The sequence below is a fragment of the Paenibacillus xylanexedens genome (assembly GCF_007676705.1).
Classification (GTDB): domain Bacteria; phylum Bacillota; class Bacilli; order Paenibacillales; family Paenibacillaceae; genus Paenibacillus; species Paenibacillus xylanexedens_C.
Genome location: NZ_VEBF01000001.1, coordinates 2,016,974 through 2,040,461, shown reverse-complemented (window position 1 = coordinate 2,040,461; position 23,488 = coordinate 2,016,974). Strand labels below are relative to the sequence as shown.

Below are 23,488 nucleotides of genomic sequence, written 5' to 3'. Positions count from 1 at the left end.
TTTATGCCCCGACAGCTTGAATCAATTCATGCAGATTGGCTATTGCCAAAGGTGCGAGGAGGAGACAATCCTGAAATATTTTAACTTTTTGAGTCTGGAAGAAGAAGATACTTTATTTTTCTCTTCACCCGTCTCGTTCAATCACCGGACTTCCAAAGATTTACTGGCATATGCTGTTGGGGCTGCTTTATATATGCCCGCGACGCGCACACATATCGCGGACGACATTATAAATGGTAAGCATGAAGGTCTGACGACCATTATTATTGATCTGGAGGACGCTGTGGGTGACGACCAAGTGGAGTTTGCCGAACAGTGTCTGGCACAGCATCTAACTCAACTGATGACTTATATGGAGACAGGCATGCTCAGTCAGGATCGAATGCCTCTTCTGTTTGCTCGTGTACGTTCACCCCAACAGTTGGAACGTCTGATTGATGCGTTGGGAGAACTGGTATCCATGCTGACAGGCGTGGCATTGCCTAAGTTCTGTGTGGGGAATGGAAGAGCCTATTTCGACCAGATCCGCAAGTATAATCAACTGAAACCGGATCATTATCCTGTTCTTTATGGAATGCCTATATTGGAGACTGCTTCGATAATCTATCGTGAGACACGTTGGGCGACCCTGCTGGACCTTCGAAACATCCTCGATGAGAGTTATGAATATGTCCTCAATGTACGCATTGGTGCGACCGATTTCTCCAGCCTGTTTGGACTACGCCGCAGCCCGGAATTGACCATATACGATATCGCCACGATCCGTGACTGCATCTCGGATATTATTAATCTGTTCGGTCGGATGGACAAGCCGTACGTGATCTCGGGTCCAGTCTGGGAATATTTTAGCCAGCGGGAGCGCGTGTTCAAGCCACAATTACGACAGACTCCATTCGAAGAAACTCTCGGCAAATCAGGGTTGCATCTGAGAATGAAATATATTACGAACACAATGGATGGATTGATGCGTGAAGTCATGATGGACAAGGAAAATGGAATTGTAGGCAAAACGATCATTCATCCTTCTCATATCAAGCCAGTACAAGCGATGTACGTTGTTACACATGAGGAATATTCTGATGCCCAAGACATCATCGCTCGTAATGACGGTAGCCTGGGTGTGTTCAAAAGTAATTACTATAACAAAATGAATGAGATTAAACCACACTTGAGTTGGGCAAATCGAATTCTAATCCGATCACAAATATATGGGGTGTTACATGAACAGCAGCATTTTGTCGGGCTCTTGCCCAAGCACGAACAACAAGACAACTACGTTCCCAATTCTTGATCAATTCAGTCTGCACGTTCAGGTCACACATAATCCGCTGCAACTGCCACTGGAATCATTATTTTCAATGGCTGCACGAATCAATAAGAAACGTTCTTTTCTGTTTGTAAGCAGACTGCTGGGCAAGCATATCCCGGTTAACCCGTATACCTCGCTTCTGAGCGGTGCTGCATTGGCTGTTCTGTTATATGAGCACCTGACTGAAAAGACGGAAGAGACCAAAGATCAGATCACCGAGTGGAAACGGGAAATGGTCGAAGGATTGATTGATCCCAAGCAAGCCCGGCAAGTGTACAACATGTTGTTGCAAGAAAAATTGAGTTTGCCAGAAACGATTCGTTTTGTTGGTTTTGCCGAGACAGCGACAGCGCTGGGCCACAGTATGTACGAGATGTTTGCTGATCATGCTTCCTACATTCACACCACTCGCGAATATGTCCCAGCGATGCGTCCGGATATCCAATTTGAAGAAGAACATTCCCACGCGATGGCTCATCGCTGTTATGCGTTGGATCACGAAGCTTTTGCAGGAGAGGGTCCTATTGTTCTGGTGGACGATGAGATTACGACGGGCAAAACGACGTTGAATATCATTCGGGATATTCAGGCCCGATATCCCCGGAAGCAATATGTGATTGCTTCACTGCTGGACTGGCGTACGGAAGCGGACGAGAATCGATTTGCCGAACTGGAAGTTGAGCTTGGGATTACCATTACACCATTAAGCCTGTTGAAGGGCCGCATTGAAGTGGTGGGTACTCCACAGTTGGAAGCAACACAGCAAGATGAGCAGCTGTCCCATACTGCCGTAACATTTCAGACATCTACCGTTGCCGATGCCTTCGATCAGCTTCATGCAACTTCGGAGGATGGTGAAGGTAAACGTAGCACAGCGAGCTACGTCAAGCATACGGGCAGGTTTGGCATGCAATCCCGGCATAATGGCGTATTACGTCAGGAGATTAGCAGGATTGCAGAACGACTTCGCTCGCAGCGTACGGGAGAACGGACTTTGGTGATGGGAACAGGGGAGTTCATGTATATTCCGATGCGTATTGCTGCCGAGATGGGAGAAGGCGTGTTCTATCAATCCACTACCCGCAGTCCAATCCATACACATCCGGCTCCAGGATATGCTGTTGTTAGTGGTGCCGGATATGCCTCACCGGAAGACGCATCTGTTCGTAACTTTATCTACAATATCGCCCCGGGACAATATGACGAGATTTTTGTTCTGCTGGAGAGACAGATGTCCGAAGAACGAATGGAACCGATGGTGAAGGTACTGGAGCAGCTGGGATGCGGACACATTCATATCGTATATTGCGGCTTGCCAGAGAAGACAGGGGACAACGAGCAATGAACTTAACTACACTGAAGCTAATCAGACAACGTGAGATTCAGTCTCCCGAGCCGATGGGCAGTTATGCTGCATCCGACGTTGTTTTCCTATTGAAGGATATCAGCCATGTGGATCTGGAAAAGGGAACAGGTGAACGGGAGCAGGCGATCCAATCGGGGGTTCATTATTCGGAGATGTTACCTGTGGAATATCAGCCCACAGCCGAATACATCGGGCTGTTTCACCAGACGTTGGAACAATCCGCTGCAAGAATAGCACTTCATACCGCCATCGTGGCCGAGAAGATCGTAGAGCGCAGAGGCCTGAATCTTGTGCTGGTATCATTGGCTCGAGCGGGAACCCCTGTTGGCATCCTGATCAAGCGTTATATTGAATTGAAATACAAGGTGACGATTCCGCATTATAGCATTTCCATTATTCGTGGCAAAGGTATGGACGAGAACGCAATTTTATATATTTTACAGCAGCATGGGCTGGAAACAGCCATTCAGTTTGTAGACGGTTGGACCGGCAAAGGGGCTATTCGCAAAGTGCTGAAAGAATCCTGTGACCAAATGGAACGGACTTATGGCGTAAACCTCGATGATGATCTTGCCGTGTTGGCCGATCCGGGGCAATGTTCAGGCACATTTGGGACAAGAGAAGATTATCTCATTCCTAGCGCTTGTCTGAATTCCACCGTCTCCGGACTGGTGAGTCGTACAGTGCTTCGGGATGATCTGATTGGGCCGACAGATTTTCACGGAGCCAAATGGTATCGTGAATGGTCCTCTGACGATGTGTCGAACCAATACGTGGATACCATCGCTCAGCATTTTCCACAGGTGATGAACCAAGCGGAACTTCGTACGGACACCAATGCTATCGGTACTTCGGAAATCACCTGGAAAGGCTGGCAGGATATTGAGTCCATTCAGCAATCCTTTGGCATTGCCAACATCAATCTGATCAAACCTGGAATCGGAGAAACAACCCGGGTGCTACTGCGCCGGGTCCCTTGGAAGATTCTTGTGGACCGTCTGGATAATCCGGATTTGCAACATATCATGATGCTCGCCAGAGACAGAAATGTGCCGGTTGAGGTATATCCGGGATTAACCTATTCCTGTTGCGGCATTATTCAATCCCTGGGAGGTGGCGGAGAATGATGATCTACGCAAGTGATCTGGACCAGACGTTGGTGTACTCCCGTCGTGCGCTCCGTATTCCCGAAGATACACCGGGACTTGTTCCCGCAGAGTGGATTAACGGCAAGTTGTCCGCTTTTATGTCAGCATATGCACTGGAGCGGTTGCAGTCTTTGCCACAAGACATTGTATTTATGCCTGTGACGACACGTACTGTGGAGCAGTACCGACGCATTCATATTTTTCAGACCGAATGTATTCCGAAATATGCGGTGACGAGCAATGGTGGCAACATCATTGTCGACGGTCAGGTAGACGATGAATGGAACCTGCATATTCGTTCTTTGCTTCGTCAGCAGGCAGCCACTCCCGAAGAGGTCCTGGATTTATTTGACGACGTACTCAGCCCGGAATGGGTGATTAATCAGCGATTGTGTGATGAGCTGTTCTATGCACTGCTAATCGAACGTGACAAGCTTCCGATGGAACGCATTGCTGAGAAGATTCGGGTGTTAGAGACGCTGGGATGGGAGAGCTCGATTCAGGGTCGGAAGCTCTATCTGGTGCCTTCGGCCGTGAACAAACGAGCTGCAGTGGAGCACATTAGGCAGCGCATTGGCGATGTGCCTGTGATTGCTTCGGGCGATTCCTTGCTGGATCGCTGTTTGCTGGACTTTGCGCAGCATGCCATTGCTCCATCTCATGGGGAGCTGCATGTGGAGAGACAGCGTGTACCCGAGCAGGTACCGTATCAATTTACGGAACAATTCGGTGCTTTTGCAGCAGATGAGATTCTCGATTACGTTCACCGTATCCATAACGATCAACAGATCCAGATAGACCATGCCGAGATAAGGGAGACCGTATAAATGAAAAAAATGAAGATTTACTTCAACCGTTGGTTCTCTGTAACGTATCATTATATGAATGCAATTCGGGACAATGAGGATGGGTTGGAATTTGAGATCTACGGTACTCATCCTGATCCGGGACACATGGCATTACAGGGATGTGATGTTGCAGAAGTTGAACCGCGTGTAACGGGCCGGGAATATGTTGATTTTTGCCTCGACTTTTGCCGTCGTCATCAGATTGATGTCTTTATTCCGCGCTGGAACATGCTGGACATCAGCAGACATATCTCCTTGTTCGAAGAGATCGGTACACGGGTTATCGTATGCTCGGATACGGAATTGCTGGAACAATTGATGGAGAAAGATCGCTTCTATGAATCAGTGCGTGAGAAGGGCATTATGGAGATTCCGGATTATTTCACGGTCAGTAATGCTGCACAATTCCAGCAAGCCTATGAGGCGCTGCGTGCACGTGGACACGATGTATGCTTCAAACCATGTAATGGGGAGGGCGGCATGGGATTCCGGGTGATTAACAATGAACGTGATCCGTTGCAGGAGTTGTTCGGGTATGCGCTTAACTCGATTTCATATGAAGATGCCCTGCGTGCGTTCTCTTCTGCTCCGTCCTTTCCCAATGTCATGGTGATGGAGGTGCTGGAAGGATATGAATACAGCATTGATTGTCTTTCGGACCGCGATGGGAAACTATTAACGGCTATTCCGCGTAGAAAAGAAAGAGGACGCTTACGCTTGCTCGAAGAAAACGAGGAATTACTGGCAATTGCCCGTAATGTGGCAGAGGTATATCGGATTCCTTATAATTTTAATATTCAGATGAAATATCGCAAGGATACACCGAAGCTGCTTGAGATCAATCCGCGTATGTCGGGTGGGTTGCACATGTCTTGTCTGTCCGGCGTGAACTTCCCTTATCTGGCGGTCAAGTCTGCACTTGGCCATGATATTGGACCACTTCATCCGAAGTTTGGCATACTGGGAAGTCATATTGAACAGCCATTTATAATCGACGTTCAGAAGGTAAGCGGAGTACATCACGTCTAGCTGAGAATTTCCCTCAACATTGACACCTTCTGGATGGTTTTTTTACAATACGGATAAGTGTTGTTACAGGCAGGAGGATAAGTAATGTTACGGAAAACGAAGATAGGTATAGGCGCACTGGTCGGTTATGGTCTCGCGGCGATCTCGAGTCCCTTTCTACCGGATGTCATCACGTGGGCGATTCCGGCACTGGCAACTGTGGTGGGGGGACTGATTCCTTCACGTTCCACGCCACGTACACAGGTCCAGGGTTCGTCATCAGCACCTGTGCCCATTACAGACATTGGAAATGAAACATCTCGCTTGAACCGTGGACAAGCGCCGAGCGCAGTGCCAGCAGGGACTATAGAAGCTTCTCCGGCACAGCCTCATTTGAGTTCCGCTCCGGCTCAACATGCGAACTCAGAACAAGCGAAGCCTTCCCGGACTGAACCAGATCCTGTATTTGATCCGGTGATTGAGTACCTGGAAGTTCTGGAGGACATGATCATCTCCGAAGGTCAGAAGAACGAGCTGGATAATGAGATCGTGGAGAAATCACTGGCGTTGTTTGCCCGTCTGCAGCGTGTGATTCCTTCCCTTCAGGAACTGAACAACGGGGATATCAACCATACGGTGCGCAGACTGATTTTGAAAGACCTGAACGGTTTTATTAATCCATTTCTACGTTTAAGCGGAGAAGCCAAACGTAACAATCGGCGTATGCTTCTGAATGGTCTTCGAGACGTGGATTCCAAGATATCGGATATTGTATCAACGATTGAACATAAAGACTTAATGGAGCTCCAGAACAAAGCGGAACTGATACATCAACGGTATAACAGCTCTGAATTATAGGAGGGATTGGCATGGCAACGGAATGGGCTCAGTTGAAGCAGGAAGATGAGCAACGGATTAACCAGGAAGCAACGCAGCTTATTCAGAAAGTGTCCCAAAGTGATCCGGCTCACCTGGATACCTTAATGGATGATATCGGCAAGTTGGGTGTGAAAACACAAGAGAGAGCAGGACAGACCCTCAAGCTGCTTGATCGTCCAGTCAATGAACTGATGTCGGGGAATCGGGCTGAGGTATCGAACATGATCCTGAAGCTCCGTGATGAATGTGAGAGTCTGCAGCAGAGTAAAAATGTGAGTTTTGTCGGGAAGTTGTTACGTAAAAGCCCGCTGAAAAACTACGTGTACCGTTATCAATCCGTTCGCACGAACATTGATGCCATCATTAACGGGTTGCGCGACGGTAAGGATAACCTGGAAGAAAGTATCGTGAACATGCGTCAGCTGAAACGTTCTTCGATTCAGGAGATCTACAACCTGCAGACCAAAATCTCCTTTGGTAATCAGTTAAAAGCATTGTTTGAAACCGAGATCGCCAAGCCTGAGAACGAGAATCGCAAAGCACATCTGGAGCGTGGGTTGCGCAAAGTGGTAACACGTACCCAATCCATGACAGAGATGATCATGCTGTACAATCAAGCGATTGCAGCTACCGACATCATTAATGATAACAATGACAAGTTGATTGATTCAGTGAATAACGCCATTGATAAAACAGCGAATCTGATCACCGTTTCGGCCATGATTGCGATGGCACTTAATGATCAGGAGAAGGTCATTTCTGCTGTGGAAGCTACGAATAAGACGATTGAAGATCAATTCAAGGAGAACGCCAGATTGTTGAAGACAACGACAGAGAAAACGAATGAGCTGTTGTCCAAACCGGCCATGTCCCTTGAAGCGGTCAATCAGGCGATGGGTGATCTGATGTCTGCGCTGGATCTGTCCGAGCAGTCCAATCGCCGGATTATCGAGAGCTGTAATGACTATACCAACAAGATGACAACACTTAACGCCAAAATGAGCGATCGACTGGGTCTGGAAGGGCCGAAAGCTGCTGCCATTCCGGAGAAAAACAAACCGGATTCCAGTGCATTAGGATCTTTCCTGGATTAGGGTAAGACTCGCTGCATATCGTATCGAGATTGCTACATGTATTTATTTTCTACGAGGGACGCTGAGTGCGTCTCTTTGTTTCATTTATTTGATAGAATGAGGGTAAAATCTGGGGTTGTGCGAAGGAGCTTGCTGAACATGCTGGACTTTTCATTCGAGATTATTGATGAGACCAAGATTAATATTCAATACAAATATGGCAGTGAGTTCTTTAACTTTAACCTGTATTATGCGAACGGGAATTGGACACTGCATCCTTTTGACGGCATACTGATCCAAAATCGTGAAATGTGCAGTCTGATTGTATCGGAGCTGCTTCGTAACAAAGATTTTCATGTCATGTTGGCCAAAGAGAAAATCATCTTATCTCAACTCCGCACCAGTGTTAACCTCCAGTCCAATGAGCCGGATGAATGGGTTGCAGATCGAAGAAACGCAGATTATTCCAGTCCTGATGATGAGTTGATGGATTACATAGGGAACCATAGCTTCGAGGAAGTATTGAAGCTTGAGCAAGAACAGATGGAGGCCAGAGTACAGTTCTTCCAACAGATCATTCAGAGAATGTTTATGGAGGGGCTTGGGCCAGACGATGCCGATTTTATCAAAGTTCAGGCTGTGATTCGCATATATAAGGAGACATACGATCGTCTGGGCGAGTTGAATGATCACAATCAGGGTGATCGTGGACGCAAAAGATGGTAGAGAAAATCCCACTCGGTATGTAAACGGATAACTATATTTCTGCGAAGTTAGGCAGATCATCCTGATTTGCAGGTGTCATGAATGCTTTTACAGAGAAGCGGATTGTACCCTTGGTGAATCGGTTGTACAATGACATTCGTGAAGATCAGCTATAAGTACCTAACTAGCGTGTGGAAGGGAGACCTTCCTTTTTTTACTGTCAAAATGTTGATAAGTTTATTGTAATGGGAAAAGTAGGGTAATAAGAATAGAAGCGGGATTGTAAAATACGCTATAATAACCATATGTGTACATAGAAATGATTACATATTGGACGAAGTGGAGAAATCAACATGTCTAATGGAGACTCTGAGCTGGAACGTGCAATCGGTTTAGGGGGCTCCGAGCCGGAGGAATGCTTATGATCAAGCTGTTGTATCACCTGAAGAAGTACCGAGTTGCCGCAATTGCAGCCTTGGTCATGATGTTAATTGAGCTGACGGTGGAGTTGGCTCAGCCTTACTTGATCTCCAAGATCATTGATAACGGCATTCAGCAGGGAGACCTGTCCGTCGTCTGGTTGTGGGGCGGCGTGCTCGTGGGCAGTGCTGTGGTGGCTTTTGCTGCCGGAATTGCAAGTTCGTTCTTTGCATCCCATGCGAGTTTGGGGTTCGGATACGATCTGCGCGAGAAGTTATATGAGAAAGTGCAAACGTTCTCTTATGCCGTATTCAATCGTTTTGCAACGTCGTCTCTGATTACGCGATTAACGGGGGATGTGACCCAGGTACAGGACACCGTCTTCATGAGTCTGCGCTTCATGACGCGTGTACCGCTGGTGGTGATTGGTAGCATGATTATGGCAGTGATCGTGAACCCGAGGTTGGGTCTGCTGCTGGTTGTCATGGTGCCTGTACTGCTCATTGTTGTGGTGTGGATGATCAAAAAGGCAGCGCTGCTGTTCCGCAATGTGCAGCTCAGACTGGATGCCGTCAACGGAGTCATCCAGGAGAATCTGACAGGCATTCGGCTGATCCGTGTCTTTGTACGGATGGGCCACGAGATTGAACGCTTTGCCGGTTTCAGCGGCAAGCTGATGAAAGGCACGATCTCCGCGCTACGCCTGACGGAGACGACGATGCCGTTCATGCTGCTGATGATGAACGTTTGTATCATCGCCGTGCTATGGTTTGGACGAGTAGACATCGCCTCTGGTAATGCTACTGTAGGTGAAGTGGTTGCCGTCATTAACTATCTGCTTCGCACAATTGGTGCCATGTCTGCGTTGTCATGGATTTTGGTAACCTTTTCCAGAGCAAGCGCTTCAGCGCAACGACTGAATGAGGTGTTTAATACGGAGGACACATCGGAGACTGAACAGACGAAGGCGTTATCAACGTCTGCACCATCTGCTGGATCTGTGAAATCTACGCACTCTCCGCAATCGGTATACTCAGTGAAGAAACAGCGCGCTGTGCAGGGAGCGGTTGAATTCCGTAGTGTAGGCTTTAGTTATCCGAATAGTGATATTACAGTACTGGATAACATCACCTTCACTGCAAAAGCGGGGGAGCGCATTGCCATTATGGGAGCAACAGGCTCAGGCAAATCCTCGCTGGTACAGCTCATTCCGCGGTTATATACAGAGGATCAAGGAAAGGTACGGATTGATGGTGCCGATGCATCAGAGCTGGATCTGTCCATGCTGCGTGGTTCGATTGGTTATGTGCCGCAGGAGGTCATCCTGTTTACGGGTTCTGTACGGGAGAATATTGCCTGGGGCCGGGAAGATGCGACATTGGAGGAAATCGTGGAGGCCGCGAAGCGTGCGCAGATCCATGAAACCATTGAAAATTTACCAAACGGTTATGATACATTGCTGGGTCAACGGGGAGTTAATCTCTCCGGTGGACAGAAACAGCGACTTTCCATTGCACGAGCACTGGTACGTAGACCAAGAATTCTGATTTTGGACGATAGCACGAGTGCGCTGGATGTAGCTACGGAAGGCAGATTGCTGGATGCACTGGAAGAATTGTCGTGTACCACGTTTATCATCACCCAGAAGATCAGTTCGACGACATCGGCGGACCTGATTCTGCTGCTTGATGATGGACAACTCATCGGACAGGGAAAACATGAAGACCTGATGGAATCGTCAGAGTTGTATCGTCGAATCCATGAATCACAATACGGGGAGGGTGCACAGCATGTTCAAAGCATTCATTGAGCCTTTCCGTCAGCCACCGCCACCGATTGATCCTGAGACGTTACGGTCAGGTGGTGGCCGCAAACCCAAGGCAAGAGCGAAGAACTGGTCCGGTACATTAGGCCGGATCTGGACCTATCTGGCAAGGCGTAAGGTCAAGCTGTCCATGGTACTGTTGATGGTGTTTGCCAGCTCTGCACTCGCTTTGCTTGGCCCCTACATGGTGGGGGTGGCCGTGGATGATTTCATCGCGGGCGAAGCCGGCTCAAGCTGGACTCGGTTTCTGATTGCATTAACGGCCGTTTATGTCTTATTCTCACTCACATCCTGGCTCCAGAATATATGGATGATCGAAATTGCACAGGAAACCGTATACCGCATGCGGTATGATCTATTCTCCCATCTGCACAAATTGCCGATTCCATTCTTCGGTAAACGCCAGCAGGGTGAGATTATGAGTCGGGTGACCAATGATATCGAGAATGTCAGCGGTACGCTGAACAGCTCGGCCATCCAGATTTTTTCGAGTGTATTGACCCTGCTTGGGACATTTGGCGTTATGCTGTGGCTCAGCCCACTACTGACCCTGCTTACCTTTATCGTTGTACCTTTGATGGCCATCGGCATGCGTTGGATTACGCGGAGAACCGGACCGCTCTTCAAGGAACGGCAACGCAATCTGGGTGAACTCAACGGTTATATCGAAGAGACGTTATCCGGGCAGCGGATCATTAAGGCATTCTCCCAAGAGGAGCGTGTGATTCGCGGTTTTGAGGAACGCAATACCCGCATCCGGATTTCCGGTTTCTGGGCACAGACGATCTCTGGTTTTATTCCGAAACTGATGAATGGATTGAATAACCTGAGCTTTGCGATTGTTGCGGGCATCGGTGGTATTCTGGCTATTCAGGGTTCGGTTACGGTTGGGGTGATTATTATCTTTGTGGAATATGCCCGTCAATTCACACGTCCGCTGAATGATCTGGCGAACCAGTGGAACACGTTATTGTCCGCGATTGCGGGGGCTGAGCGTGTATTCGAGGTACTGGACGAAGATGAGGAAGCGAAGGATGAAGGGGCAGCGGTATCTCTGGATAAGGTGGAGGGATCTGTTCGTTTTGACAAAGTATCCTTTGGATACGATGAAGGACGTAACATTTTGCATGAAATCAGCTTTGAAGCCAAACCGGGGGAGATGATTGCCCTTGTAGGACCAACCGGAGCGGGGAAAACGACCCTGATCCAGTTGTTATCCCGTTTTTATGATCCGACGGGTGGCACGTTAACGGTAGATGGACGCGATATGACCACCATTCGGCGTGAGAATCTGCGGTCCCATATGGCGTTTGTACTGCAGGATTCATTTCTGTTTCAGGGCACGATTCGGGAAAATATTCGGTTTGGCCGTCTGGACGCGACGGATGAAGAGGTGGAAGCAGCCTCCCGGCTGGCAAATGCTCACTCCTTCATCGTGCGGATGAAGGACGGGTACGACAAAGTGCTCCAGGCCGACGGAAGCGGCATTAGTCAGGGGCAGAAGCAGCTGCTCGCCATTGCCCGGGCAATTCTGGCCGACCCTTCGATCCTCGTTTTGGATGAAGCAACCAGCAGTATTGATACCGTCACAGAGATCAAAATCCAGGAAGGGCTGCAACGTCTGATGCAGGGGCGAACCAGCTTTGTCATTGCCCACAGACTGAATACGATCCGTCAGGCGGATCGAATTCTGGTACTGAAGGATGGGCATCTTCTGGAGCAAGGCTCGCACGATGCCTTGCTGGAACAAGGCGGTTTCTACAGCGAGTTGTATTACAGTCAGCTGCGTAAAAAGGCTCAGTAGTCATTTTGGATAATATGTGACATGTATTAGAAAGCTTTGTAGGTATGTAAAAAGAGCAGGGATGAGGGCACGATGCTCCTCACTTCTGCTCTTTTTGCATATATTATTGAGGAAACGTGGGAAATGGAACTGTGATTGTGTGTTAAAATATGGATATAATGGAATGGGTTCGTTTTTGGAAGGTTGCCAGACGTATGCCTTTAGTCAGTCAAGTGATGTATTAAAAGAGAGGAGGGCCATGCAGAATGGAATTCAGATTTGGGAATGGTGCTATTCTTCTACCCCCTGTTCACATTACGATTATCGCAATAATTATTCTTTTCTTTCTGGTAAGGTGGAGCAAGCAATTAGAAACAAGGCGTTTTACGGTTTTCTTTTACTTTTTGATTAGTACGTTCAATACTCCAATTTATTCTCAAAGTACAACAAAAGGTGTCTTTGAGTTATGGATCCCTGCAGGGTTTATGGTGGTTTTCTTTTATTTGTTTCGCAGCGAAAGAAATCATCCATCTAAAATGAAAGCAAGTATTTTAGGGTTTTCCATAGCCTTATATCAGTTAATTCTTCAGTATGTCGGATAACGGGACAGATAGAGATAGTTCAATAAGAACAAGTAAGCAGCCGGTCAACCAACCGGTTTCTGATTTCAAGTACATTTACTTCATGATTAGAAGTTACTGTTTACAATACGATAAATATTGAATATAGTTATAAAAGAGTCTTTATATCTTTTATTGAGAGGTGAATTGATATGAATCCAAAATTGCAGAAAAAAATTAACAACCTAGAGAATATTGAGAGATTTCCAGCAGAAGAATTATTTGAGTTCTTACCTGTCAAGAAAGACGACAATGTATTGGATCTTGGAGCGGGTACCGGCTATATTTCACTTTCGATTGCGGAACGAGTCAAAACCGTATATGCATTCGATTATGACAAAGATATCCTTGAATACCTTGAATCACTTGCGAAGGAAAGAAACATGGCAAACATCAAATCCGTTGTAGGACACTTTAATGATATTCCGTTAGATAACCAGTCTATTGATATAGCTATTGCTTCAATTTCCTTACATGAAGTTCAACCACTTACAACAGCTTTGAAAGAGCTCAACAGAGTTATGAAAGACAGAGGCTTGTTCTTATGTATAGAGTTAGAAAAGACGGAGACTTCTACTGGTCCAAGAGTTTCTTCGACAGATATGGAAGTTGCAATACTGGATGCTGGATTTTCCATTGTGAATAAAATCTACCCATCAACCAAAGTTGCTAACCAGTCTGTCTATATGATCCTCGCCGAGAAGTAAAAAACGAAATATATAGGTTAAAAACAAAAGAGCAGATCTTGTGTTCAGGATCTGCTCTTTCTCATTTAACCGCCAACAACCTTCCAATTATCCGCCTGCTCCACTGTAAGTGGTTGATGTCTGCGAATATAATCCTCCACCAGTGCGGCCATGTCCGTAGCACCCTCGTGCAGTACCTTTTTGCCTGGATACATCGCATAATCCCCGCCGCCAGCAGCGCGGTAGCTGTTCATTACTACAGAGTACGTGCCATTCATGTCCATGGGTTTGCCTTCACGTTCCAACTTCACAACTCGACTGCCCACAGGTTGGGAGATATCCAGTTCGTACTCTAGGCCAGCCCACATATCGTAATTATAATGCTGCGGTTTGGGCTCCATATAGGCAGGATTCACGGCGACTTCACCAGAAGCATTCACTTCAAAGTAACGAGCCGTTTGTTCCAGCGCTTCCCGGATATCTTGACCGCTCAGCTCCAGTACTGTAAGCGTGTTGGGATAGATGAAGTTGGATAACACGTCCCGAACAGTGATATGGCGTCCGAATCCCCGAGCTTCTTCACTCAGCATCGCGGTATTGGACAGCTCAGCCCCGGTCGCTTCCATCTGCACTTGATGTACAAAAGCAATGAATGGATGTGCCTTGAGTCGCAGGGACGTAGCATTGGTGATCGACAAATCCCCAGCCACCTCGCCAATGGGTTGATCAAGCCATGCTTGTGCCTCAGTTTCCAGCTCATCCGTAAGTTTCAAGACTGTCGCATCAGGCTCAACTTCACTATGTTCATCCAGAAGTAACAATCGAGCCTTCTTATCGGTAATCTGCCACTTCCCGCCCGATGATTGTTCCAACTGAACAGATACATGCCCCGCACCGTTACCACTGAATCCCGGCTGAATGACGGTTACGCCATGAATATTAGCGGTAAGCTGACGATGTTGATGTCCGGTAAGCAGCACATCGATGCCTTCGATGTCCCGGCAGATGGCATAGCCTTGATTTTCTCCAGTTAACCGTTCAGCAGGTTCTCCTGTCTCCAGATCACTCTCAAATCCGCCATGATAACTCACTACCATGACATCGGGTTGTTCATGCTCGCGTATATAGTTAACCCATGTACGAATGGTCTCCAAGGCATCAAGGAACTGTAAACCCTCAATATTCTTGGGGTGCTCCCAGTTCGGTATGTAATGCGTGGTTGCGCCCAACAGTGCGATTTTGACGCCAGAAGATAGGGTTTTGATTAGATATGGAGGACCGAAGGCAGGTACGTCTGGATGCTCATCTTTTACAATATTGGCAGACAGCCAAGGAAAGTCGGAAGCTTCAACCGCCCCGCGTAACAGATGCTGACCATAGTTAAACTCATGATTGCCCATTACGGCAGCATCATAACCCAGTTCATTCAGAACGGTTATAAATGGATGCACTTCGTTTTTGGAAACTTGTGAAGCTGCATAAGAGGCCAAGGGTGATCCTTGCAACAGATCCCCGTTATCCACCAGTATCAGTTCAGATGAACGTTCGCGTTCCTTACGAATCAGCGAAGCGAGCAGGGCAAGTCCTGCCGGGCGGTATGCATTGGTATTGTAGTGAATGGGGCGGATCGCACCGTGCAGATCACTGGTGAACAGGATGTCGAAGCTTGCCGTATGGGGGGTTATGGATGTCATTTTACAATCTCCTCTAATATATAAGTTCAGATATATGGAATTACTATAAAACGGAGAAGACAGATTAGCATGAAGAATCGAAATATACGCTGTTATCCCCGATATTCTCCCTATATCTTCAACCATAATGAGCCTATTCTAACAGATACAAGTCGCGCTGACAGCCTGACAGGAAACTTTACAAAACTCCAAATTCCGTTTCACATCGCGCTAATATTTGGCAACTATAGTAGATAAGTACTGAAAAATAGAAACTCTTTGGAGGGTGTTCGTTTGAAGAAGTCTGCTTTATTTTTACCATTGTTGATTTTGGTTATGTTTCTGAGTGCTTGTGGGTCTAGTAGTACAACTGGTTCGGCTAACGGGGATAATACGAGTTCCAATGCATCCGGTACGTCTACGACAGAGACAGAGAAACCTGTCGAAGGTTATGTGCCAACTGAACTGACGGTTCAATTCGTACCTTCCCAGAATGCAGACACGCTTGAAGCTAAAGCGAAACCGCTTGAGAAGTTGCTTGGTGACAAACTGGGCATTCCGGTAAAAGTCAGCGTATCCACCGACTACAACACGATTATTGAAGCAATGGCTTCCAACAAAGTGGACGTTGGTTTCTTGCCTCCGACAGCTTATGTACTGGCAAAAGAAAAAGGCGCTGCACAAGTTATTTTGCAAGCACAACGTTTTGGTGTAAATGATGAGACAGGTGCTCCAACCGAAGAGTTGGCGGATTCCTATAAATCCATGTTCATTGTAAAAAAAGATTCTCCGATTCAATCCATCGAAGAACTTAAAGGTAAAAAGGTTGCTTATCAAAACGTAACGTCTTCCGCAGGTTATGTATGGCCAGCAGGTCTGTTGCTGGACAGAGGCATTGATCCATTGAAAGATGTATCACCTGTAACGTTGAAAGGCCATGACCAGGGTGTTATCGCTGTATTGAACGGTGACGTTGACGCAGCAGCTATTTTCCAAGATGCCCGCAATACGGTAGCGAAAGACTATCCGACTGTATTTGAAGATACACGAGTACTGGCGTTTACTGAGCCTATTCCTAACGATACCATCGCCGTTCGTACAGACATGAATGCAGATTGGACTGCGAAGATCAAACAAGCCTTCATCGATATCGGTAAAGATACTGAAGGTCACCAGATCATCAAAGAAATCTATACGCATGAAGGTTATGTAGAGTCCGATGATAGCAAGTTCGAGATCGTTCGTCAGTATGGCGAAAAAGTGAAAGGTGAGTAAATAAGATCCAAACGTAGTTCGGGATCTGTTCACTTTGTAATAACTCTCTTGGATGGGAACAGCTTAATCGTAGCAATGGACAGGCCAGTTCAGCGTGATCTACGCTGCGCTGGCTTGTGCCATTATAGCAAGGACTTAGGTATGTATGATCATTATGAATGAAAGAAGGATTATTGCCATGATTGAGCTTCATAACGTTACCAAAACTTACGCTAACGGCACCAAGGGCCTGGATAATATTAATCTGAAATTTGAGGAGGGTGAATTCATTGCTGTAGTGGGTCTGTCCGGTGCGGGTAAATCCACCCTCCTGCGCTCCATTAACCGACTGCACGACATTAGTGAGGGCGAGATTCTGATTAACGGAAGCTCCATTACGAAGGCACAAGGCAAACGACTGCGCATGATCAGACGCGACATCGGCATGATTTTCCAGAGCTTCAACCTCGTGAAACGGTCCAGTGTACTCCGTAATGTACTCGCTGGACGAGTTGGATACCATTCCACCATGCGTACCATTCTCGGGCGTTTTCCAAAAGAGGATATTGAGCTGGCATTCACTGCGCTAGATCGGGTTAACATCTCCGAGAAAGCCTATTCCCGTGCAGATCAGCTGTCCGGTGGACAACAACAGCGTGTGGCTATTGCCCGTGTACTGGCACAGGAAGCGAAAATCATTTTGGCCGACGAACCGGTTGCTTCACTTGACCCGCTTACAACGAAGCAGGTTATGGATGACCTGAAACGTATTAATCAGGAACTTGGTATTACGACCATCGTCAACCTTCACTTTATTGATCTGGCCAGAGAGTATGCGACCCGTATTGTCGGATTACGAGCAGGTGAGGTGGTCTTCGACGGCCCGGTGGAAGAGGCAACGGATGAACGCTTTGCAGAGATATACGGCAGACCGATTCTGGCTGACGAATTGCTGGACAAGCAGGCTGTGCATGAGCAGGGAGAAGTTGTGGTATGAAGGGGCAGTCCAACGTTCCACTTCAGAATTCAGGCGGAGTGGGGAAGGAACCTGGTTCCAGCCCGGCTCAGGTTGTAAATCGCCCAAAACCGCCTGGGCGTACGAAACATCTGCTCACTTTAGTTATCATTCTGCTCCTTCTATGGGCGAGTGCCAAGCAGACCGATGCCGGCTTCACAGAGTTATTTCAGGGATTCCCTGAAATGTGGAAATTGTTAAAGGATATGTTCCCACCCCGGTGGAGTTACTTTGATAATATCGTTCAAGGCATGCTGGAGACGATCCGAATGGCCTTGATTGGAACAACGATTGGTGCCATTATTGCCATTCCAGTCTCGATCATCTGTGCCGGTAACTTGATGCCGAGTCGCTGGATCTACTATCCGGCACGCTTTCTGCTGAACCTGATTCGGACCGTGCCGGATCTGCTGCTTGCTGCTTTGTTCGTTGCCGTATTTGGTCTGGGACCTATTCCCGGAATCTTGGCACTGGCTGTATTCTCCGTAGGTCTGATTGCGAAGCTGACGTATGAGACGCTAGAAACCATTGATCAGGGGCCGCTGGAAGCGATGACGGCTGTCGGTATGAACCGAATTCAGCTGATTGTGTATGGCGTGGTGCCGCAACTGGCTGCCCAGTTCACATCCTATGTGCTGTATGCCTTCGAAATTAATATACGTGCTGCTGCCATTCTGGGATTGGTCGGAGCCGGAGGGATTGGACTCTACTATGAGGCTACACTTGGATTCCTGGAGTATGACAAGACCAGCGTAATCATTCTGTTTACCCTCGTCATTGTTCTGGTCATTGATTATGTAAGTACTAAGCTGCGGGAGAAATTGCTATGATGAAAAATGAAACAAGCCGCATTCGGCCAAAACCACGGAAGAACCCGCTACGCTGGGTTATTGTGTTACTGCTGATCCTTGTGTATGCCTGGGCCCTTGCTGGTGTACCGTTTACTGGTTTCAAGGAAACCGCTGCTCAGATTATGAAGGCTATTGTAGCCGGGATTTTCTCACCGGACTGGGATTTTGTATATCTGCCTGAGGGAGAAGACTTGCTGCGAGGTCTCCTGGACACGTTGGCAATCTCTGTGCTAGGTACTGTAATCTCAGCTGTGCTCTGTATCCCGTTTGCATTCTGGTCTGCCCGCAATATGAGTGGACATCGCTCCATCTCGGGTGCAGGTAAAATGGTACTCAGTTTCATCCGTACGTTCCCCGAGATTATCATGGCTTTGATGTTCATCAAGGCAGTGGGCCCCGGATCGTTCGCAGGGGTACTCGCCCTTGGATTGCACTCCATCGGCATGTTAGGCAAATTGTACGCGGATGAAGTTGAAAATATCGACTATGGCCCATCTGAGGCGTTGCTTGCCTCTGGAGCCAATCGCATGCAGCAGTTGTGGTTCGCCATCCTGCCGCAGGTTATGCCTGGATTCCTGAACTATACGTTGTATCGTTTCGAGATTAATGTACGTTCTGCGACCATACTGGGTGTAATCGGAGCAGGGGGGATTGGTACCCCGCTGATCTTTGCACTTAGTACACGGAACTGGCCGCGAGTAGGTATTATCCTGCTGGGTATTATCGTGATGATCACGATTATTGACTTGATCTCGGGGTATATTCGTAAGAAGTTGGTGTAGAGTTAATGTGGAGCTGCGATTATATTAGATGATAGAGTAAGAGGAGAGGGGCTATTCGGTGCCAGAATATTGGCAGGGATAGTCTTTTTTTTGTGTGTCAGACAATAAACAAAGTAGCGTTCTTGATGGTCTGCTAACGGCTGAGGAATAAGAGTATTCCAAGAATATGTATAATAATGATTGAATAATTTTCCAATTACATATAAGATTAATATGTTTCTATATAAAGGGAATTAAGGATATTAATTAATACTCTTTATAGATACCGATACAAGAAGTGAGCTTTAAAAGGAAGGTGACCTATGGAATTATTTTATTTTATATGGATTGGGTTTATGGTACTCCTATTGCTATACAGAATGGTCTTTCAGAAGTTTAAAAAACATAACAGAGAAAATATTGGACTCAGTGCAGTCCTGATCATATTCACGGGAAGCGGTTATACATTTACACAGATGAACTTGATTTTTGTCATTAGTGTCATCGCCATGGCCGCCTATTCTGCTGTATGGAACAGCATTCTATTTACAAGAAATGGATATGTGCCGGAACGTTTGAAATGAATGAAAAAACCGAAACCATGTTGCCCTGTGAATCACGCAATGTTGGTTTCGGTTTTTTATATGTTTGGTTAAACGTTAGGCTTCTTTACTGAGACTTAGCTAGCCAAAGGCAACGCTTTGGTCACTTGAACCGTAATTGTCTCGGTGCTGGTTACGCCTGCGGCGTTGATCAGCTCAGCACGGTACGTGTACGTGCCGTTAGCGCGACCCGATAAGTCCGTTGTAGCGCTTTGAGAAGCTGGTGTTGCTGCGTTCAACGCTTGTGTATCAATCAATACATCATTCTCATAGAGACGGTATTCAGTTGCGTTCGTACCCCACCAGAGGTTCATGGATACGTTGTAGTTGCCATCACCATCCCAGTTGTTTTGGGACAACGTAGCTTTGCCTGGAGCGGCATTGGTTACTTGTACGGTCAGCACGTCGCTGCGTGTTGTGCCTTTGTCATTGGTCAGCTCGGCTATATACGTATACGTGCCGTTGGCTTTGCCTGTAATAGCCGTTTTGGAGGACTGAGCCGATGGTGAAGCAGCAGTCAACTTCTGCGTATCGATTAGAACGCCGTTTTCATACAGTTTGTACTCGGAACCATTTTCGCCCCACCAGAGGTTCATGCTTACGTTATACGAACCTTCGAACAGGCCAGTTGTATATCCATTATCAGAAGAAAGCACCGGTTTACCCGGTGCCCCCGCAGCTGGAGTGGAAGGCACTTCGCCTCCACCTTGATCTTCAGCAGGTACAAAATCATTCAAACTTCTTGGTTTCAATTGATATACATCTTTGAAAATAGCGGAAATGCCTGTGATACTGATCTTGTCCCCTGCAACATAAGGGAAGGAAGTATCTGTCACACCTGTACGGGTGTCTACACGGATATGCGTGCTTGTTCCGTCTGCTGCTACCGCGTCGAATTCAAATGATCCAACTGGTGTAGCACTGATGATATTCTCGATTGTTACATCCTTCAATTGAACCAGTTGACCTTGGTTCGCATCTGTAATTGCTGTAACTTCGATTGGAGCAGGTACGGAAGCTGTACCTGTTTTCTCAATCGCAACGATATCGGTAAGCTCGAACTCGCTGTTATAGATGGTTGTTGCTGCCGTTACTTTAACCTTGTCACCAGCATGGAAGCCGCTAGTATGCTGGAACACGTAGATTCCGGCAGTTTCATCTTGAAGATAGAAGGCTTGTCCACCAAATGCACCCGGCTCTGTCGTCACAACACCTTCAATCGTTACGGTAGTACCAACCGCTTTGGTGCGTGCTTCAGCCACTGTAATAGCTGCTGGGATCGGTCCTTCTTCTTCCGGAAGCTGTTCTGCTGGCACATTGCCAACGGTCACGGCATTGGTGATCAGGTTGCTACCATTCAGACGCAGACGCAAGCTGGCAGCGCCAGTTGTACCTGGTTTGATGCGTACGTTCAGGTCTTTGATCGCGCGACCTTTGCTGTCTGAAGTTACACTGAATGTGGAGCTGTAGCCGTACGAAGTCGGCCAAGTACCACTTTCATTCTGGATCATGGCGACCTGTGTTCCGCCAGTCAGATAGATACCGGCACTATAACCGGATACGGTTGTGTTGGGTGGCATGTTCTCCACAACTACACGAACCTGGAAGTCTTCTGCATTTGGGAGAGTATCTTGTTTCACGAAGCTGTAGGCAGCATTTGCACTGGATGCAGGGCCGCCGTAAGAACCAGCCTTGAACGTGGAACGATCATACCACTTGTATCCGGCAGCAGGTGCGGACCAAGGTTCAGCCTGTGGTTCTGTGGAAACAGCCGGCTCTTCGAATGGCAACAACGCTGTAGCTGTGTCCAGTTCAAGTCCGTTCACTTCAGTCAGGCTTGTGTAGTTCTCTTGCGTAGCGAGCCAGTTCACGGTATTCACGAGCAGCACCGCATCATCGGCTTCTTTGAAACCGTCATAAGTCGTTTTGCGTGTGCCAGTCTCTTCACGCAAGTATTTTGGTGATGCATCTTCTACTGGAGAGGAGTCGCCGATGAAAGCAGCCTTACCTGCACCCAGCTTGGATACGGCTACGTAAGGACCTTCTTCGATCCCGCCACCGTTGTAGACGCCTTGGTCCACTGCGTTATTCCATTTTGCATTGGTTTTTGGCAGGTACACAATGCCTTTTGCTTTTTCCGGATCGGTGATTGCGAGTGTTGAACCGGCGTGCATGGCTACAGCCGATACCCCTTCTGTGATGCCGAAGGCTTGATCTGCCGGTACTACGATATTGGCGTTGATATCGCCAAGTGCGTTATAGCGGAATCGTACGCCAAAGTTATCGGACAACCAGTCCGAGCCGGTTACATTTTGCATGGCTTCAGAATTACGCTCATCGGTGCTCATACCTTTGGCCGGATCTTCAAAAGCTCCCCGACGATAGCCGTTGATGACTTCAGAGCCATCCCAGCGGTTTTTATTACGGTCGGCATTATAGTGATCTCCAACGAAGAAGATACTGCCGCCAGTTTCAACATATTGTTTCAGTGCTGCCTGTTCGGATGTTTTGAAAGGAATTTGAGGCTCTGCAATAACGAATACGTTATACTCTTTCAGATCATCATAGGTAAATGGTGTCGTCTTGCGAAGTTCTTTGACATAATAACCATCATTCGCGAGTGCATTACCGAAGTCGGAGAAACCTCCATCAATGACCCAGTCTGCGGCTCCAGCCGTCTGGCCGTGAGAGTTGTCGAACAATACTTTCTTACCTGCATTTTGGTTCACAACCTTGGCCTGGATGAACGGCGCCGGGTCTGTCGGTCCTTCCGCATGAACCGATGCATCTCCGTTCCATAATCCGATCTGAAGCGGCAAAGCCATGGACAATGCGAGGAGTGATTTTAATAATACTCCTCGCATACCTGTTAATTTACCCAACCAAATCCCTCCCAAATATTAGTTGATTCATAAGTTCGTCCATATTCTACCACATGAAAATCTCACATAGTCATAACAATTTGTAAAAATTAACTCGATATTTGTAAAATTGGGTCTTATGACATATCCATAGGTGTTTCGGTCTGGCTTCATTTAATTTTTTTTGCCATCGCATATCGATTTTGCGTAAACAAAAAGCCACCTCTTATGAGATGACTTTGGCCCGAATTCGATTGACGGCATGGAAGACAGAGGATTTAATCATACCTTCACTGCGATTCACCAGTTCTGCCGTTTCCTTGATGGAGTATCCGTGGATGAGACGCAGCTCCAATATTTTACGATGTTCGGTGTTGTTAATATGGGAGACCAGATCATGAACGCCTTCATTAATTTCAAGATGGGGTGTATCGAGGTGATGGGTAGGTACTTCCAGACGACTGTCTCGTCTGAGTGTACGGGTCCGCCTACGGAAACTGTCCATGGCAAGGTTACGGGCAATGCGTTTGAGATAATAGAGAAGCCGATCTTCAGGGATATCCACGGTGACGTTCATTAGTCGAATGAAACAATCCTGAGCCAGATCTTCTGCGTCTTGCGGTTGTTTGACGATATGGGATAGATACCTTGTGATTTCTGATTTATAGTTGATATAAGCTTCATTAATTCGTGTGCTGTTCATATGATGTGAATCCCCCTTGGATACAGATCAGGCTTGGGTCCGGTCTGGTATGAGTCTCTTATGATCCAAGTATATCGGGAGGTTGTTTCCAAAAGGTT

At 47.2% G+C, this 23,488-nt stretch carries 20 protein-coding genes; 17 read left to right on the top strand and 3 right to left on the bottom strand.

The features are described 5' to 3' along the window. Window positions 1-70 precede the first annotated feature (70 nt). The 12 genes from FS628_RS09170 to FS628_RS09115 all read left to right on the top strand — a co-directional run bounded on the left by FS628_RS09170 (window position 71) and on the right by FS628_RS09115 (window position 13,691). A complete protein-coding gene (locus FS628_RS09170; RefSeq protein WP_440131273.1) occupies window positions 71-1,291 on the top strand; it encodes an HpcH/HpaI aldolase/citrate lyase family protein in 1,221 nt (406 codons plus the stop codon). Next, on the top strand, window positions 1,221-2,654 hold the full coding sequence (locus FS628_RS09165; RefSeq protein ID WP_145321018.1) for a phosphoribosyltransferase family protein: 1,434 nt from the start codon (window positions 1,221-1,223) through the stop codon (window positions 2,652-2,654). The genes FS628_RS09170 and FS628_RS09165 overlap by 71 nt, the downstream gene beginning before the upstream one ends. Continuing rightward, complete coding sequence (locus tag FS628_RS09160; RefSeq protein ID WP_145321016.1) at window positions 2,651-3,802, top strand: cysteine protease StiP family protein; 1,152 nt, start codon at window positions 2,651-2,653, stop codon at window positions 3,800-3,802. Before FS628_RS09165 ends, FS628_RS09160 begins: the two co-directional genes overlap by 4 nt. Continuing rightward, a complete protein-coding gene (locus FS628_RS09155) occupies window positions 3,802-4,650 on the top strand; it encodes a hydrolase (protein WP_145321499.1) in 849 nt (282 codons plus the stop codon). The genes FS628_RS09160 and FS628_RS09155 overlap by 1 nt, the downstream gene beginning before the upstream one ends. Next, the gene (locus FS628_RS09150) at window positions 4,651-5,700 is read left to right on the top strand and encodes an ATP-grasp domain-containing protein (protein ID WP_145321014.1); all 1,050 of its coding nucleotides are present in this window, start codon (window positions 4,651-4,653) and stop codon (window positions 5,698-5,700) included. Between the two features lie 84 nt (window positions 5,701-5,784). Continuing rightward, window positions 5,785-6,537 (top strand): hypothetical protein, encoded by a 753-nt coding sequence (locus tag FS628_RS09145; protein ID WP_145321012.1) that lies wholly within the window; start codon window positions 5,785-5,787, stop codon window positions 6,535-6,537. An 11-nt stretch (window positions 6,538-6,548) separates the two neighbouring features. Beyond that, complete coding sequence (locus FS628_RS09140; protein ID WP_036606281.1) at window positions 6,549-7,652, top strand: toxic anion resistance protein; 1,104 nt, start codon at window positions 6,549-6,551, stop codon at window positions 7,650-7,652. A 138-nt stretch (window positions 7,653-7,790) separates the two neighbouring features. Then, entirely contained in the window at window positions 7,791-8,357 is a 567-nt protein-coding gene (locus FS628_RS09135; protein ID WP_145321010.1) for a hypothetical protein, read from the top strand. A gap of 400 nt (window positions 8,358-8,757) precedes the next feature. Further along, entirely contained in the window at window positions 8,758-10,566 is a 1,809-nt protein-coding gene (locus FS628_RS09130; protein ID WP_145321008.1) for an ABC transporter ATP-binding protein, read from the top strand. Further along, the gene (locus tag FS628_RS09125; RefSeq protein WP_145321006.1) at window positions 10,547-12,385 is read left to right on the top strand and encodes an ABC transporter ATP-binding protein; all 1,839 of its coding nucleotides are present in this window, start codon (window positions 10,547-10,549) and stop codon (window positions 12,383-12,385) included. Before FS628_RS09130 ends, FS628_RS09125 begins: the two co-directional genes overlap by 20 nt. Window positions 12,386-12,630: 245 nt before the next feature. Then, complete coding sequence (locus FS628_RS09120) at window positions 12,631-12,966, top strand: hypothetical protein (RefSeq protein ID WP_145321004.1); 336 nt, start codon at window positions 12,631-12,633, stop codon at window positions 12,964-12,966. A gap of 170 nt (window positions 12,967-13,136) precedes the next feature. Then, on the top strand, window positions 13,137-13,691 hold the full coding sequence (locus tag FS628_RS09115) for a class I SAM-dependent methyltransferase (RefSeq protein ID WP_145321002.1): 555 nt from the start codon (window positions 13,137-13,139) through the stop codon (window positions 13,689-13,691). A 65-nt stretch (window positions 13,692-13,756) separates the two neighbouring features. Here FS628_RS09115 and FS628_RS09110 read toward each other — a convergent pair whose 3' ends face one another. Further along, on the bottom strand, window positions 13,757-15,364 hold the full coding sequence (locus FS628_RS09110) for a bifunctional metallophosphatase/5'-nucleotidase (protein ID WP_145321000.1): 1,608 nt from the start codon (window positions 15,362-15,364) through the stop codon (window positions 13,757-13,759). Window positions 15,365-15,622: 258 nt separating this feature from the next. Between FS628_RS09110 and FS628_RS09105 the strand changes: the two genes are divergently transcribed. The 5 genes from FS628_RS09105 to FS628_RS09085 all read left to right on the top strand — a co-directional run bounded on the left by FS628_RS09105 (window position 15,623) and on the right by FS628_RS09085 (window position 19,808). Next, window positions 15,623-16,618, top strand: coding sequence for a phosphate/phosphite/phosphonate ABC transporter substrate-binding protein (locus FS628_RS09105; protein WP_440131253.1), 996 nt, complete (start codon window positions 15,623-15,625; stop codon window positions 16,616-16,618). Between the two features lie 178 nt (window positions 16,619-16,796). Then, window positions 16,797-17,594, top strand: a complete 798-nt coding sequence (gene phnC, locus FS628_RS09100; protein ID WP_145320996.1) for a phosphonate ABC transporter ATP-binding protein — start codon at window positions 16,797-16,799, stop codon at window positions 17,592-17,594. After that, window positions 17,591-18,442: a phosphonate ABC transporter, permease protein PhnE gene (gene phnE / locus FS628_RS09095; protein ID WP_083657224.1), complete on the top strand. Its 852-nt coding sequence runs from the start codon at window positions 17,591-17,593 to the stop codon at window positions 18,440-18,442. Before phnC ends, phnE (FS628_RS09095) begins: the two co-directional genes overlap by 4 nt. Next, the gene (phnE, locus tag FS628_RS09090; RefSeq protein WP_139331943.1) at window positions 18,439-19,245 is read left to right on the top strand and encodes a phosphonate ABC transporter, permease protein PhnE; all 807 of its coding nucleotides are present in this window, start codon (window positions 18,439-18,441) and stop codon (window positions 19,243-19,245) included. Before phnE (FS628_RS09095) ends, phnE (FS628_RS09090) begins: the two co-directional genes overlap by 4 nt. 302 nt (window positions 19,246-19,547) lie before the next feature. After that, window positions 19,548-19,808, top strand: coding sequence for a hypothetical protein (locus FS628_RS09085; protein WP_145320994.1), 261 nt, complete (start codon window positions 19,548-19,550; stop codon window positions 19,806-19,808). Between the two features lie 95 nt (window positions 19,809-19,903). Here FS628_RS09085 and FS628_RS09080 read toward each other — a convergent pair whose 3' ends face one another. Both FS628_RS09080 and FS628_RS09075 read right to left on the bottom strand, forming a co-directional pair. Beyond that, window positions 19,904-22,690, bottom strand: coding sequence for a DUF5689 domain-containing protein (locus FS628_RS09080; protein ID WP_440131272.1), 2,787 nt, complete (start codon window positions 22,688-22,690; stop codon window positions 19,904-19,906). A 223-nt stretch (window positions 22,691-22,913) separates the two neighbouring features. Then, a complete protein-coding gene (locus FS628_RS09075) occupies window positions 22,914-23,390 on the bottom strand; it encodes an RNA polymerase sigma factor (protein ID WP_145320990.1) in 477 nt (158 codons plus the stop codon). Window positions 23,391-23,488: the final 98 nt, after the last annotated feature.